Here is a 16,309-nt window from a genome sequence, read left to right on the forward strand (position 1 = left end):
CAAATAGGTGATGATAGAAAAGCCTATCATCGCTTATAAACGCTTATTTATATTTATATCAGTCTACTACTAACCTATTCAATCCTAAACAAATGATTCATAAGTTTTTACCTCACACAGGTGAGGATATACAACAGATGCTTGACCGTATTGGCATAAAGAAGCTTGAAGACCTATATGCTGAAGTACCCAAGAGCATCCGTTTCAAGGGAGATTATGATATTCCTGAGGCGATGAGCGAGTTAGAAATACGCGCTTTCTTTGAGAAACTTGGACAAAAGAATGACAAGCTTACTTGCTTCGCAGGTGGAGGTGTATATGACCACTATGCGCCAAGTGTTATTCAGAATCTTCTCAGTCGTTCGGAGTTTCTTACATCATATACCCCCTATCAAGCTGAAATATCACAAGGAACACTCCATTATATCTTTGAGTTCCAAAGTATGATGGCTGAACTTACTGGTATGGATATCGCCAACGCTTCTATGTATGAAGGCACTACAGCAACTGCTGAGGCTATGATGGTAGCTTTCGATAATGCCAAGAAGGCTGACACAGTATTATATTCTGAGACTTTATGCAAGAATATCATTGGCGTATTAAAGACTTACGCACATTTTCATGGCATTAAGCTCAAGGCTATCAAAGCGGTTGATGGAGAGACTTCACACGAAGATTTAAAGAACCAATTGCAGGCAGGCGGTGTGGCTGGAGTTATCGTACAACAGCCTAATCGACATGGTATTATTGAAGACTTTACAGGCTTTGCTGATACTTGCCATGAAGAAAAGGCACTGTTCATTATTAACAGTGTTGCAGCTGACCTTGCTTTATTAAAGACACCAGGAGAATGGGGTGCAGACATTGCTATAGGCGATATTCAGAGTCTTGGACTTCCAATGGCATTTGGTGGACCATACGCTGGCTACATGTGTTCAACTGAAAAGCTAATGCGAAAACTCCCAGGTCGTATCGTTGGTAAGACATGCGATAGCCGTGGACAGCGTGTATTCGCACTGACACTACAAGCACGTGAACAGCATATCCGTCGTCAGAAAGCAACTTCAAACATCTGTTCTAACCAGAGTTTGATGGCGCTTTATGCTACAATCTACATGAGTATGATGGGAAAGGAGGGTATAAAAGAAGCTGCTCAGATGGGCTATGATGGTGCACATTACCTTTGCGAGCAACTCCTTAGTACAGGTAAAGTTAAGCTTGTTCACAACAAGCCTTTCTTTAATGAGTTCCTTATTCAAATAAAGGAACGCGACACCTTCTTCGACAAGGCTATCAAACAGGGTATTCTCCCAGGCATCAAGGTTGATGATGATAAACTCCTTATTGCCGTTACAGAGAAACGTACAAAAGAGGAGATTGATACACTCGTCGGATTATTATAGTCACACAAAGTTTTTCTAAATCTACGCAACAATGAATAATAAACTATATGGCAATCTGATATTTGAGTTGTCACATCCAGGAAGACGTGCTTATAGCCTCCCTGAGAATCGTTTTGGCCATCATCCTTTACCCGACTTCTGCAAACGAGAGAAAGATGCAGAGCTACCAGAATGTGATGAGTTGACGGTTGTACGTCATTATACTAATCATAGTGAAAATAACTTTGGCGTTGATAACGGTTTCTATCCTCTGGGTTCTTGTACGATGAAGTACAATCCAGTCATCAACGAAGAGATAGCTTCAATGCCATGCTTTACAGCCCTTCACCCTCACCAACCTATTGAAACAGTCCAAGGTGCATTGGAGGTTGAATACAATATTCAACGTGCTCTTGCTTCTATTACGGGTATGGCAGAAGTCACACTTAATCCATACGCTGGTGCACATGGCGAGTTAACAGGTTTGATGCTCATAGCATCTTACCATCAACAGCGTGGTGACACAAAGCGAACAAAGGTTATCGTACCTGACTCTGCTCATGGTACTAACCCTGCTTCTGCTGCTGTTTGCGGTTTAGAGATTGTAGAAGTAAAGAGTACAGCTGAGGGACTTGTTGATGTCAACGACTTAAAACCTCTCTTGGGTGATGACATTGCGGGTATGATGATGACCAATCCTAACACCTTAGGTCTCTTTGAGAAAGATATTCCAGAGATTGCTAAGCTCATACATGACTGTGGCGGTCTGCTGTACTATGATGGTGCCAACCTCAACCCACTATTAGGTGCAGCACGTCCTGGAGACATGGGATTCGATGTTATTCACCTCAATCTACACAAGACATTCTCTACACCACATGGTGGAGGTGGTCCTGGTGCTGGTCCTGTCGGTGTCGGTGAGAAACTAATTCCATTCCTACCAAAGCCACATGTAAAGAAGACGAAGGATGGTTTTGTTATTGACAATCCAGATACGACAGGAGAATTCTCATCTGATAATATTCGTATTAGTGGTTACCTCGGCAATTTCCTCGTTATTCTTCGTGCCTACACTTATATTCTCACACTTGGCAAGAAGCATCTCAAGGAGGTTGGACCATTTGCAACTCTAAATGCGAACTATATCAAGGAATGTTTAAAGGATGATTACGAGCTTCCTATTGACACACTTTGTAAACACGAGTTTGTATTCGATGGCTTGAAGGATAAGAGTACCGGTGTAACAACAATGGATGTTGCCAAACGCTTACTTGATTATGGCTATCATGCTCCAACAATATATTTCCCACTTCTGTTCCATGAGGCTATGATGATTGAACCAACAGAAACAGAAAGTAAGGACACTATTGATGGATTTATAGAGGTGATGCATACTATTGCTAAAGAGGCTCTTGAGAACCCAGAGCTTGTTAAGGGAGCACCATACAACACACCTATTGGACGTGTAGATGATGTTCTTGCAGCTAAGCATCCAATCCTTACTTATCGTCAGCTTGTCAACGACGTAGAGGAGAATGTATAGCATATCTCCACAGTAACTCTATAAGAGATTGAATATGAAAAAAACAAATCTATTAATAATCGGTTCGGGACCTGGTGGTTACCGAACCGCTTCCTATGCTGCTCAGAATGGTTTGGAAGTGACAATCATTGAGAAAGCACAGCCTGGTGGAACGTGTCTGAATGCTGGTTGTATTCCTACGAAATGCCTTGCACATGATGCAGAGCTACGCCTTACGACTTCTTCTCTTTACGAAACGACTCCCCCACTCGATTTTGCGAAGGTAATGGAGAGGAAAGAAGGAGTTATCAATCAACTTAGAGAGGGCGTAAGCACTTTACTTAGTCAGCCTGGTATAGATTTTATTATAGGTGAGGCTCGTTTTGTTTCTGACCATGTTGTTGAAGTAAATGGCGAACAAATAGAGGCTGAGCATATCATCATTGCGACTGGTTCACGTTCAAAGATGCCACCTTTCATGAGTGAAGAAGACTTCTTGAGCCAGTCTGAAACAGCACAAAACATTGTCACATCCACGGAATTACTTTCTATTGCGAAAGTTCCTAACCGCCTCACAATCATTGGGGCAGGAGTTATCGGAATGGAATTTGCTTCAGCTTTCTCAACATTCGGTAGTGAAGTGACAGTTATTGAATTTATGAAGGAAAGCCTCCCTCCTATTGACAGCGATATAGCTAAACGCTTAAGGAAGACATTAGAGAAAAGAGGTGTGACCTTCTACATGCAGAGTGCAGTAAAACAAATCCTATCACCTGCAGAGAGTGGACAGGAGTATACAACCGTTGTATTCGACAAAAAGGGTAAAGAAGATAGAATTGATACCGACCTTGTATTGATTGCTACCGGTCGTCAAGCTAACTTCGACAATATCGGTATTGAATCGACTGGTATAGAAGTAAACGCAAAGGGTATTGTTGTCAATGACAATATGGAAACAAATGTAAAGGGTGTATATGCTATCGGTGACGTCAATGCACGCCAAATGTTAGCGCATGCAGCAACCTTCCAAGGCTTCCGCGCTGTCAATCATATTCTTGGAAAGGACGATAACATTAGACTTAATATCATGCCATCTGCGATCTTTACATATCCAGAAGCAGCCTGCGTAGGTAAGACTGAAGACCAGTGTAAAGCTGAGGAAATCAAGTACTCTACTCGAAAAGGTTTCTATCGTGCCAATGGTAAGGCTTTAAGCATGGAAGAAACTGAAGGTATGATAAAGGTGCTTATAGCTGAAGATGGCTCTATATTAGGTGCACACTGCTATGGTGCTCACTCTGCCGACCTTATTCAAGAAGTTGCAGCTTTAATGAATTATGATGCTAAACTGGATAAGATACGTGACATCATTCATATCCATCCTACGTTAAGTGAGATTCTACAAGATGCACTCCTCTAAAAAATAGGGATATTAGTATCATTCTCTAAAATGACAATAATGAGCCTTTCTTCCCTCATTTTATCAACGTGTCAATACTTAGCACGTATGGTGCGGAGGCTTAGTACATGTGGTGTTAATACTTAGCACCAATTGTGCGGAGGGTTTAACGCCTTCTAATATATGGTTAAAACGAGAGCAAATTATTGTCAAAAGAAGGTTACAAAACCAATAAACTATTAAAGTTATACACAAAAGAACATTATCATTTCTGCTCCTTTCAACACAAAGAACAAAGGGATTCACCTCCAGAAGTAAATACTTTTAAGTATAAAATGTTTGGAGGATAAAAATCTTTATGCTACCTTTGCACGCAGAAAGGATACAGATTTAGTCGTATCGATTCGATCGGGATAGTCATCAAATAAATTAGAAAACCCGAGATGACTTCTTTTGTTAATGGCGGGCCACATAAATCGCATTCCAGCGACTAAGCCGCAAGGTCAGTGGATTACAAAGACGAGGAGCTCTCTTATCATTGATACTCGGACTTTTCATCACATCGTCGATACGACTTTTCTATTTCCCATTTCTTATAAGAAGAGGGATTGAGGTGGGGTTTCCAAGTGATTCCCCACCTTTTTCAATTATTCAAGCGTATAGTAATTATGTAAAACCTAACCTCCTATAAGTAGCCTGTGAAGTTATAAAAGATTATCTATCAATACTTATACCTTCATTTAAGCTTTCTTAAAGGGGATAATAAAAGAAATTTAGCAATGTTCTCAGGAATTGTAGAAGAGATGGCAATCCTTAGAGGGATTGAACATGAACAGGAGAATATCCATTTCACCTTTCAATGTTCATTTACAAAGGAATTGAAGATTGACCAAAGTATTGCGCACAATGGCGTGTGCCTTACAGTCGTTCGCTTCCAAGACGATACCTATACGGTGACAGCCATGAAGGAAACCCTTGAACGCTCGAACTTAGGCTTACTCAAAGTGGGAGATCGTGTGAATATAGAACGTTCAATGATTATGAACGGTAGATTAGATGGACACATCGTACAAGGTCACGTCGATCAAACAGCAAAGTGTGTTAATATGGAAGATGCAGATGGTAGTACCTATTTCACCTTCGAATATCCGTGTAACCGAGAGATGGCACAACGTGGCTATTTCACTGTTGATAAAGGGTCAGTTACGGTCAATGGTGTCTCACTGACTGTTTGCGAACCAACAGATAACAGCTTTAAGGTAGCCATCATTCCTTACACACGAGAGAATACCAATTTTGCTGACATTCATATTGGCACTGTGGTAAACCTCGAGTTTGACATTCTTGGCAAATATATAGCACGCTTAAACAGCTTTACAAAATAGATATTGTAAATATTTATTGTCATAGCATCTAACAACCCTAAACAACGTAGGAAATAGAGTAAAGAAAGCTATTTCAGTGTTGTTTAGGGTTGTTTTATTATAAAAATAAGTTAATTAAAAACCTTTTGTATATATATAACAATAGGTTAATGTAAAAAAAACTCACATATTCAATCAATACATTTTATTTTACAAAAAGTTTTATTACCTTTGTTTGCAGATATAGTTGTAAAGACAAATAAAAGTAATAAATGAGGAAACAAACAGACATATTTAAGAGCTTTTGGAACCAAATTATCATTTGGCTTCCGCTTTTCCTCATACCAATTTTGTACGCTCCGCAAGGACATACATCATGGCAAAACGACTTGTCGATATATATCATTCCCCTTTCAATGATGGCAGTTGCATATACCAATTATTTTGTACTTGCCCCCATGTTATTAAAGGGACGGAAGAAAGAGTTTTGGGTAATCAATACACTGCTCATCCTTTTCTTATCTATTGTACAGCACGAATGGTTATACTACATCTCAGGTGAGCAAAACCTGATGACTTATCCATACCAAATCTTTGTAGAAAACAAAGAGAACAAGTACGTATACCCACACATCTTTTTTATTATACGCAATGTCTTTAACCTAAGTATCTGTGCTGGTGTTGCTACATCGATACTAATGGCACAGCGTTGGTCAAAGGCTGAAAAGGAAAAGCGTGAGGCAGAAACAGCAATGACAAAAGCCGAGTTGGTAAACTTACGTCAGCAAGTCAACCCACACTTTTTGCTCAACACAATGAATAATATCTACGCGCTGACAGCTTTCGATACAGAAAAGGCGCAGAAGGCAATTATCGACCTTTCAAAGATGTTACGACATATTCTCTATGACAACCAGCAGCCTTACGTCTGCCTGAAGGAAGAAGTAGAGTTCTTACACAATTATGTCGACTTGATGATGATACGCATACCAGAGAATGTAGAAATCAAACGCGAGTGTAACATCCCATCTAATTGTAACATCCATGTTGCGCCAATGATATTTATCTCATTGTTAGAGAATGCCTTTAAACATGGTATTAATCCAGAGCAAAAGAACTTTATTCACATAAAGTTAGATGCAAATAATGAGCAAATAATATTCTCCATACAAAACAGTAACAACCCAAAGGGAGAGGCAGAAAGGAACGGCCATGGCATAGGTCTCAAACAAGTGGAGCGCCGTCTTGAGCTTGCTTACCCTGGTAAGTACAAATGGGAGAAGGGATTTGATAGTAATAGAAATACATATTCATCTAAAATTATCATTTATGACACTAAACTGTATAATCATTGACGACGAACCTTTAGCAGCAGACTTGCTTGCGAGTTATGCTAAGAAAACACTCTTTTTGAACTTAATTGGTGTTTTTAATAGTGCTGTAGAAGGCGTAAAAGCCATCCGTGAGAATAGGGTTGACCTCATATTCTTAGATATACAGATGCCTGAACTTAGTGGACTGGAGTTTGCAAAGATTCTACCAAAGGAAACTAAGATTATTTTCACAACTGCTTTCAGCCAATATGCTATCGATGGTTACAAGGCAAATGCAATTGATTATCTTATGAAGCCAATTAGCTATGATGACTTCTTAGCTGGTGCAAACAGGGCTTTAGACTGGTTCCAAAGTACCCGTCAGACAGAGAATGCGTCGAACGACCGCTTTATCTTTGTGAAGAGCGAGTACAAACTGGTTAAAATCATGTTTGATGACATCCTCTATATTGAAGGATTGAAGGACTATGTTAAGATTTATCTTGCTAACGACCATAAGCCAATCATGAGTTTAATGAACATGAAGAAGATTGAGGAGTCACTTCCTAAACCTGAATTCATGCGCATTCATCGTTCCTACATCGTACACATGAAGAAGATTGACGGCATTGATCGTTTCCGCGTTGTAATCGGAGATTCTATCCTTCCAATCTCAGATAGTTATAAAACAGTTCTTCAAGATTATCTTGATGGACATACATTATAAGCTTGAAAAGATAAAACAAACAAAATAATAAAGACACTAACTTCTGTCTCTTTCAAAAGAAGAAAATAGAAGTTAGTGTCTTTTTTATGCTTTAATCCCATAGATAACTATATGGGTAAGAAAAGTCAAAAAGCCGAAATGGATAGTGAAACTTATCCATTTCAAAATTCATATATATATGTTTTTACCTCGCAAACATCAGAACAACGCTACTTACTCGTAGTCAATCCACTGCGTTTCGTGCGCTTAAATGAGCGGTAATCATCAAGTTCAATCTCAACATCTGGCTCTACCAGTTCACCTTCTCTTGGTAACTGGAACTTCATATACTTGATGTTCAATCCACGTTCAATCCATTGATTCTCATAATAAGTATGAATACCAAGAATCTCACGTGTCTTCTCATCCATCTGATTTTCAGCCACCCTACCCTCGCTTAACTCATTACCATAGAGGTCTTCTGTACGGAACAGAACTGGTAGTTTGTTCACATCAACCATATAGGTGGTGTATGTAAAGAGAAAATTAGAGTCTGTCTTCAGATGAACAAGTCCACCATCTATCAAGAAACGACGATAACGATTCATGAAGAAGGTAGAAGTCAGACGCTTATGCACGTTCTTCATCTGAGGATCCGAGAAGGTAAGCCATATCTCTTGCACCTCATCTTCGCTAAAGAAACGGTCGATAATCTCAATGCTGGTACGCAAGAAAGCTACATTATCCAACCCTTCTTCCAAAGCTTGTTTAGCACCTGTATAGATACGAGCACCCTTGATATCAACGCCAATAAAGTTGATATTAGGGTAAACACGTGCCAAACCAACAGTATATTCCCCCTTACCACATCCCAACTCAAGTACAATCGGGTTATCGTTATGGAAATATTGTTCACGCCAATGCCCTCTCATTTCAAACGGAACTTCACTGATAACGCCATAAGGATATTGGAAAACGTTCTTAAACGTTTCCATCTCTGCAAATTTCTTTAACTTACCTTTACTCATGAGTGCAAAGGTACAATAAAATTAAGGAACGAGCCGTAAGGAGCAGTATTTAATTTATTTAGACTGACTGCATAGCCATAAATTCACTTGATTACAAGATATTTTTGTATCTTTGTACTCTAAAAGTGATTCATCATGGCAATAAAAGCTGCATTCTTCGACATAGATGGTACGTTAGTATCCTTTAAGACGCATCAGATTCCAGCATCTACTATAAAGGCTATTGAGCAGGCAAAAGAACAAGGCGTGAAGATTTTCATCTCCACCGGACGCCCTGTAGCCATTATTAATAACATTGATGCCATCCGACATCTTATTGATGGATATATCACCTTTAATGGTGCACGTTCCTTTATTGGCGAAGAGGATATCACTTTGATGCCTATTCCCGAAACCGAGGTACGAGCAATGATTGAGGATGCCAGCCGTCGCGACTATGCCGTTTTGGTATGTGGTCGAGATGTTGTTGCACTTCATAATCATAAACCTATCTTTGACGAAATCTTCGTCCAAGCCTTGGGTGTTAACAACATCGATATCAATAAACCTGTAGAGCCACTGCTTAGCCAATCCGTTCTGCAGCTAACTCCTTTCTTTAGTGAAGAAGATGAGAAGGCTATTTCTCCATCAATGCCACACTGTGTATCAGCACGTTGGCATCCAAATTTCACCGATATTACTGTACAAGGAGCTGACAAAGGGAACGCATTGAAGCAGATGTCAAAGCACCTTGGTATCGGTTTGGAAGAATGTATTGCCTTCGGTGATGGTGGCAATGACATGACGATTCTCCAAACAGCTGGTATCGGTGTCGCAATGGGAAATGCCTATGAAGGAATAAAAGCTGTAGCTAACTATGTCACAACAAGTGTAGATGAGGACGGTATACGTAATGCCTTCATTCATTTCGGAATTATAAACAACTAAAGATTAAGGGTTATGGCTTCTGAATCTTGATTCATAAGCATATATAACTAAACATTAGGAATTAAAGAAAACAATGTCAAACAAGATAGAACGTTCTTCACAAGAAAAACGTACTGCCTTTGTGGTAGTCTTCGCCTTCTGTGTTATGCTTGCTGAAATTGTTGTGGGACTATCTTCCCACTCAATGGCACTCTTTGCAGATGGCGTTCACATGGGTTCACACGTATTGGTTATCGGACTCAACTGGGCAGCCTACGTGTTAGTACGCTACTTACAAAACAAGGGTACGACCCATTACGATACAGAAAAGATACTAAACTTAGCTGCTTTCACAAGTGGTATATTCCTGATTCTCACAGCTATCTTTATTATCGTAGAAGCAGTAGAACGATTATCTTCACATGGAGAAATCCACAACTATGAATTGGCATTAACAACAGCAGGAATAGGTTTGGTAGCAAACACTATTAGTGCTTCAATCCTTCATGGACATCATGGTGCAGCAGACTACAATAGCCATGCAGCCTACCTCCATGTCCTTTCAGATGCTCTAACAGAGATTGGAGCAATCATCGGAATACTCTGTGCCATGTTTTGGAACATTACTTGGATTGACTCAGCAGTAGCCGTTGTCAGCGCATTGGTTGTTCTCCGTTGGGCAAAACGATTATTATGGGATACTGGCAGATCACTAACAATGTTATAGTACTGTCTGTCAATGCATATTTCTTTCTAAAGTTCAGAGTCAATCATAGCCGATTAATTCTATCTCATCAGCTTAAAATAAGTTTGATGAGTGCATATTAGAAGGAAAGAAAAAAATTACAAAACCCACAAGTCAACATCCTATTTTACACCTAAAAACAGGCATACACCATACCTCTGTAATCTCCTGACACTCAAAATATTACAAGGCAGCTTTTTAAAAGGTGCTTAGATAGCTTTCAAAAGGGCGTTAATAAGACTCCAAAAGGGCACCTTTTGCAAGCCAAAAGGGCGTTAATAGAAAGCTATTTGGTGGTCTTTACAAATAGATTATGTGAATTTATTTTACATTACTTATTATAGTCTCACTATAATAAAGGGCAAAGTTAGAATTTCTCAACTATAAATCAATCTATCAAAAGGGTAAAAACAAAAGAGGGACATAAATTCCCTTCTACCCATAGTTGCATAAAATGCTGGATAAAAGAGGATTTATATCCCCGATATTCTAATAGAATAAAAGATTATTCTGTGTATAAGAATCGCTTGATTGACTTCTTAGGTGTCTTTTCAAACTCCTCTTCTTGAATACGTATCTCAGCAACCTTGCAGTAAGCTGGTACAATTGTATTCAACTGTGTGCGGTTTTCCTCCATAATATTCTTGAGGTCATCCGCATTGAGTCCTAAGTTCTGAGCCTCGTCATAATCAGGATGAACTAAGGCAATAAGCTTTTCACCACTCTGAATAACTAAACATTCACTTACGAGAGGCAGAGAATTAAGTTTATCCTCAATCTCTTCTGGATAGATATTTTGCCCATTACTTCCAAGAAGCATATTCTTAGAACGTCCCTTAATAAAGACGTTACCATCCTCATCCATCAAACCAAGGTCACCGGTATGGAACCAACCATCTTTGTCAATCGTCTGACCTGTATCTTCTTCATTCTTATAGTAACCAAGAAGAACATTAGGTCCCTTGGTCAAGATTTCACCTGGCACGTTTACTGGATCAGAACTATTGATACGTACTTCCTGGTGTAAAGCTGCCTGACCACAAGAGCCTTGCTTAAAAGTCTTCCAATCACGATAACAGATAATTGGACCACATTCTGTTGCACCATAACCTACAGTATATGGGAACTCTATGCGACGTAAGAAACTTTCGATTTCACCATTGAGAGCTGCTCCACCAATAATAATCTCGTAAAGATTACCACCAAAGGCCTGATATACCTGCTCACGAATCTTTGCACGTACCTTCTTATTAATTACTGGCATATTCAGCAGGAGACGCATACGATTGTTCTGAATCTTTGGGAATACCTTCTTACGAATAATCTTCTCAATTACCAAAGGTACAGCAATCATAATAACAGGCTTTACCTCTTGAAGTGCTTGAGAGATAATAGCAGGAGAAGGGATACGTGTCAAATAGTAAATATGAACACCTGAGAGGAACTCATAGATAAACTCGAAAGCCATTCCATACATGTGAGCCATTGGAAGAATACTGATAACATTATCTCCGGGCTTAATTACATGGCCTAAAACATGCTTAGCAAAATCAGCATTGCTCCATAAAGAACGGTATGGAAGCATTACACCTTTAGAGCGGCCTGTGGTTCCACTGGTATAATTTATCAAAGCAAGTTCGTCTGGACTCTGCTCACGATAGTAATGTATATGCTCTGGACGGAAGTATTTAGGGTAACGACGTCCAAACTCCTCATTGAGATGTTCACGTGCATAAGTCAACTTATCCGTACGACTTACTACCAATGAGTAATCTGGAATATAAATAATTCCCTCCAAGTTTGGCATCTTCATGGCGTCAATCTGAGTCACAACGACATCACCTACAAAAAGAAGTTTTGCATCTGAGTGATTGACAATGTTATGAATCTGCTCTGGCATAAACTCATGCAAGATAGGCACAGCTACCGCACCATAAGTGAGTACTGCAAGGAAAGAAGCAGCCCAAGCAGAAGAGTTTCTTCCACATAGCGCTATCTTATCACCACGTTTTACACCACTTGCCTCAAACATAATGTGCAACTTTTCAATCTTTCTTGCAACATCATGATATTGAAGGGTCTTGCCTTTATAATCTGTTAGAGCATCACGGTCCCAATGTTCGATGATACTCTTCTCTATTAATTCATTAAAACTCGGAATCTTTTCCATTGCACAATATTTCAATCTGTGTGCAAAGATACATATTTATAAGCACATTTCAAAATATTATGTGCGGAAATGTATAAAGATTAGCTTAAATGAGAGCTTCAAAGAAATAATTATTATAACACGATATTCAACTTGTTAAAGCCACAAAAAAGCTATATAAAGAAAAAAGACGGATATACTTTGATAGTACATCCGTCTTATATATATAAGGTGTAGTTATCTCTTAGAAGAAGAGGTAGCGGTTATCAACAACCTTTGCCTTAAGGATTAGATCCTGCATAAAGTTACCAACCAACTGCATATTTGCCTGAGCAGCCTGCTGCATTACCAAAGTCTCATCGTACTTAGAACCTGCACGCATAGACTTCTTTACTACCTGGAACACATAAACACCAGCATTACCCTTTACAGGAGCCTTAGAGAACTTGCCTGCTGCTGTACCTGCAACTGCACCAGAGAGAGCTGGCTCTACAGAACCAGTTGCTTGTACGAATGCTGGAGCTGCAAATGTAATCTGATTAACAGAAGAAACCTTAGCACCCTTAGCCTGAGCTGCTGCAATAGAGTTTACACCCTTGAGCTTAGCCATGAGCTTCTCAGCCTTCTTATCTTTAATAACCTCACGTTTGAGGATTTCCTTTACCTGTGCATCATCCCATGAACGATAGCCCTGTGGATGAACAGCAGTCAAAGCGATAACCAAGAGGTGATCATTATTACCACACTCATAGAGAGGTGAAACCTCACCCTGCTTAGCCTCGAAGAGCCACTTCAGCGCGTCACGTGTACCAGGAATACCACCAACATAGTGCTCAGCCGTAGAGATGTCATTGAGTGACTGAACCTGATAACCAGACTTAGGAGCATTCTTCTCAAGGTCTGCTACAGTAGAACTCTTAGCAACAAACTCAGAGAACTTATTGTAAGCATTGCTGCGTGTAGCCTTAGAGAAGTCTACGACCTTCTTAATAACAGCAGCAGTTGTCTTTGTTGTAAAGGCCTTCTTATCAAGTACCTGAAGGATAATGTTACCCTGCGTAAGAGCAAGATTCTGCGTTGCATTCACCTCACCATTGAGCAGAGCATTTATAAATGTACGGTTGTCTTGACTCATACTTGGAGCCATCTCGTACTGCTGACCAGTAAACCATACCTTCTCACCAGTCTGACCATAACGCTTTGCAAGTGCATCAAAATCAGCACCACCAGCCAATGCCTTCTGGATTGAGTCTGCCTTAGCACGTGCTTCATCAGGAGTTGCAGCTGCAATATTAATCTGACGGAACTGGATTGAGTCTGCCAACTGTGCCTTAGAAAGTACACGGATAATATTCAAAGTATTATCCTGAGCGTTTTCAACAACACCAGTTGTACCTACAGAAAGTGAATCAATTTTTGATGCAATGTCAGGATACTGCTGATAAGCCTTGTTACTTACAGGAAGACCAAGATAAGGAATCTCAGAACCACTCTTGCTAACAACAGCAGCAGGATCTTTTGCAGAAGCAAGTTGCTTCTGGAAGTCGTTCATCTCCTTAACAACCTGACTGCGGTCTGCAGCACTTGCCTTAATCTGGAAGTCAACAAACTTGATATCACGTGTCTCAACATTTTGGCGGAAAGCTGGCTTCAATTCTGCATACTTAGCCTTGAGGTCATCGTCTGTCACCTTAACATCAGCATCCTTTACAGTGCTGTAAGCCAAAGAAGCAAGTTGAATCTGACTTTCCTCGTTATTATCCTTGAAAGCCATCTTAGCCTCAGCCTTGTTTGAGAGAACACAACTTGCGAGCAGTGCCTGATACTTCTGACCGAGCAACTGAGCACGAAGATTCTTCTCTACAAAGAGCCAATAGTCATAGATAGGCTGCATCTGCTCTACCTGTGGAGACTTTGCAGCCTTAGCCTTGTTATAGCTATCAAAGAACTGCTTTAGAGCATTTACATCAAAACGACCAGTCTGCTGGTTCACGAATGGAGTCTGAACCAACATTGGATTAGTACCCTCATTCAATACGTTCTGAATCTCTTTCTCTGTTACAGTAAGACCAACCTTCTCTGCATCAGCCTCGATAACACGATTGCTTACAAGCTGCTGCCAAACTTGGTCCTTTACTTGATTAAGTTCCTGATCGGTGAGATTATCACGCTGCATAGTAAACTTAATTGCAGACTGATACTCATCAATCAACTTCTGATAATCCTGGACACTAATCTTTTTGCCCAAGATTTCTCCAATCTGCTGACGCGCTTCGCCCTTGATTCCATCACACGAGCGAGCTGCATCTCCAGCTAAGAATGCAAACAAGGCAAGACCGATAGCGCCTACCAGTATGCCGCCTTTGCTTCTAATTTTTCCTAATGCTGCCATTTTAGATTTATTATTTGATTTTAATTATTCTATTCAATATGACAAATTGCCCACAAAAATACAAAAAAAAGGGCAAGTATCATAATTTTTCATTCAGAAATTACTCTGTACCATTGACTTTTAGCCGTACGAGTTCTATTTTTGTCATAGTGTTCTTGATTATCTTAAACTCATATTGCCCAACGGTAATGATTTCGTTTAGTTTTGGAAAACTCTGATAGACGTGTAACAATAAGCCTCCGACTGTCATATAATCATCATTCTCTGGCAAATCAAGATTGAACATTTCATTCACCTTGTCAATCTCCAAACGTGCCGAAAGGACATACTCGTTATCATTTATCTGCTTTGCAATATACTTTGTATTGTCATGCTCGTCCTCAATGTCGCCGAAGATTTCTTCTACAATGTCTTCCAATGAAACAATACCACTGGTACCGCCAAACTCGTCCACAACGACTCCCAAGCTTTTCTTTTGGAGAAGAAAAACCTGCATAAGTTTATGTGCAGCCATCGTCTCTGGCACAAACGGCATTTGTCGGATATGGTCTTTCCAGTTCTTTGGAGAACGGAACATCTCTGAAGAGTGAATATAACCCTTTATATGATCGATATCCCCTTCATAAACAACTATCTTAGAGTTACCACTTTCTATAAACATTTGCTGTAGTTCTTCGAGCGAGCAATTCTCTTCAACAGCCTTAATCTCAGTACGTGGCACCATGCAATCACGCACTTTCGTATCTTGAAATTCCAAGGCATTTTGGAATATCTTTACCTCGTCTTCTATTTCATCTTCGTTCTTAGCATTCTCAATAGTACTCTGTACAAGGTGGTCAAGGTCTACTCTCGTAAACGTACCATCAGACTCTTTCTCATCCATCTTTACACCAACAAGACGCAAGAGGACTCGCGCAAGAAAGGTTGCAAAGCGACTAATAGGCCAAAGAATAATAAAAAAGACATATGCCAATGGGGCAAAAAAGGTAAGTAAGCGGTTAGGATTGCTCTTAAACAAGGTCTTAGGTAAGAACTCTCCTGTAAAAAGAATGACGAGTGTTGATGCTAAAGTATCTAATATCACACGTGTTGCTGAATCAAACGATGCAAACAGTGTCGTATCAAATATCTGAGCAAAGAAGATACCATACATAACAAGAACAATGTTGTTACCTACAAGCATCGTAGATACAAAACCATTCGGATTATTATAATAGATGGTTAGACACTTTTGTGCAATACCATTCTTCTCCTTATCCATCTCCGCAAGAAGACGATTACTTGCAACAAAGGCAATCTCCATTCCTGAAAAGAATGCAGAGAGTACCATTGTTATTATAATTCCTATAATTAAATTTATATCCAATTTCTTATTACTATTTAGTGCGACTTGGTAAACATTT

Annotated in this window: 12 protein-coding genes; 8 read left to right on the plus strand and 4 right to left on the minus strand. The window is 39.8% G+C overall.

The genetic code is table 11. The features are described 5' to 3' along the window. Window positions 1-92 precede the first annotated feature (92 nt). The 6 genes from gcvPA to HMPREF1505_RS09410 all read left to right on the plus strand — a co-directional run bounded on the left by gcvPA (window position 93) and on the right by HMPREF1505_RS09410 (window position 7,707). On the plus strand, window positions 93-1,403 hold the full coding sequence (gene gcvPA / locus HMPREF1505_RS09385) for an aminomethyl-transferring glycine dehydrogenase subunit GcvPA (protein WP_036924889.1): 1,311 nt from the start codon (window positions 93-95) through the stop codon (window positions 1,401-1,403). A 31-nt stretch (window positions 1,404-1,434) separates the two neighbouring features. Continuing rightward, window positions 1,435-2,925, plus strand: coding sequence for an aminomethyl-transferring glycine dehydrogenase subunit GcvPB (gene gcvPB, locus HMPREF1505_RS09390; RefSeq protein WP_036924891.1), 1,491 nt, complete (start codon window positions 1,435-1,437; stop codon window positions 2,923-2,925). Between the two features lie 34 nt (window positions 2,926-2,959). Beyond that, window positions 2,960-4,324, plus strand: a complete 1,365-nt coding sequence (gene lpdA / locus HMPREF1505_RS09395) for a dihydrolipoyl dehydrogenase (RefSeq protein WP_036924892.1) — start codon at window positions 2,960-2,962, stop codon at window positions 4,322-4,324. Window positions 4,325-5,082: 758 nt separating this feature from the next. Further along, on the plus strand, window positions 5,083-5,688 hold the full coding sequence (locus tag HMPREF1505_RS09400) for a riboflavin synthase (RefSeq protein WP_036924895.1): 606 nt from the start codon (window positions 5,083-5,085) through the stop codon (window positions 5,686-5,688). A 251-nt stretch (window positions 5,689-5,939) separates the two neighbouring features. Further along, window positions 5,940-7,022, plus strand: coding sequence for a sensor histidine kinase (locus HMPREF1505_RS09405; protein WP_036924897.1), 1,083 nt, complete (start codon window positions 5,940-5,942; stop codon window positions 7,020-7,022). Continuing rightward, window positions 6,997-7,707, plus strand: a complete 711-nt coding sequence (locus tag HMPREF1505_RS09410; RefSeq protein ID WP_013265661.1) for a LytTR family DNA-binding domain-containing protein — start codon at window positions 6,997-6,999, stop codon at window positions 7,705-7,707. Before HMPREF1505_RS09405 ends, HMPREF1505_RS09410 begins: the two co-directional genes overlap by 26 nt. Before the next feature lie 209 nt (window positions 7,708-7,916). On the opposite strand, the gene trmB is transcribed toward HMPREF1505_RS09410, so the two are convergent. Beyond that, window positions 7,917-8,714, minus strand: a complete 798-nt coding sequence (trmB, locus tag HMPREF1505_RS09415; protein ID WP_036924899.1) for a tRNA (guanosine(46)-N7)-methyltransferase TrmB — start codon at window positions 8,712-8,714, stop codon at window positions 7,917-7,919. 135 nt (window positions 8,715-8,849) lie between these two features. Here trmB and HMPREF1505_RS09420 point away from each other — a divergent pair, with 135 nt between their 5' ends. Both HMPREF1505_RS09420 and HMPREF1505_RS09425 read left to right on the plus strand, forming a co-directional pair. Continuing rightward, window positions 8,850-9,641 (plus strand): Cof-type HAD-IIB family hydrolase, encoded by a 792-nt coding sequence (locus HMPREF1505_RS09420; protein WP_036924901.1) that lies wholly within the window; start codon window positions 8,850-8,852, stop codon window positions 9,639-9,641. A 73-nt stretch (window positions 9,642-9,714) separates the two neighbouring features. Further along, window positions 9,715-10,347 carry a cation diffusion facilitator family transporter gene (locus HMPREF1505_RS09425; RefSeq protein ID WP_036924903.1) on the plus strand — a complete coding sequence of 211 codons (633 nt, stop codon included), beginning with the start codon at window positions 9,715-9,717 and terminating at the stop codon, window positions 10,345-10,347. Between the two features lie 523 nt (window positions 10,348-10,870). Here HMPREF1505_RS09425 and HMPREF1505_RS09430 read toward each other — a convergent pair. The 3 genes from HMPREF1505_RS09430 to HMPREF1505_RS09440 all read right to left on the minus strand — a co-directional run bounded on the left by HMPREF1505_RS09430 (window position 10,871) and on the right by HMPREF1505_RS09440 (window position 16,272). Next, window positions 10,871-12,535 (minus strand): AMP-binding protein, encoded by a 1,665-nt coding sequence (locus HMPREF1505_RS09430; RefSeq protein ID WP_004359882.1) that lies wholly within the window; start codon window positions 12,533-12,535, stop codon window positions 10,871-10,873. Window positions 12,536-12,758: 223 nt separating this feature from the next. Then, window positions 12,759-14,906 carry a peptidylprolyl isomerase gene (locus tag HMPREF1505_RS09435; protein WP_036924904.1) on the minus strand — a complete coding sequence of 716 codons (2,148 nt, stop codon included), beginning with the start codon at window positions 14,904-14,906 and terminating at the stop codon, window positions 12,759-12,761. Between the two features lie 100 nt (window positions 14,907-15,006). Continuing rightward, the gene (locus tag HMPREF1505_RS09440; RefSeq protein ID WP_013265567.1) at window positions 15,007-16,272 is read right to left on the minus strand and encodes a hemolysin family protein; all 1,266 of its coding nucleotides are present in this window, start codon (window positions 16,270-16,272) and stop codon (window positions 15,007-15,009) included. Window positions 16,273-16,309: the final 37 nt, after the last annotated feature.

This window comes from Prevotella sp. ICM33 (assembly GCF_000517825.1).
Taxonomy (GTDB): Bacteria; Bacteroidota; Bacteroidia; order Bacteroidales; family Bacteroidaceae; genus Prevotella; species Prevotella melaninogenica.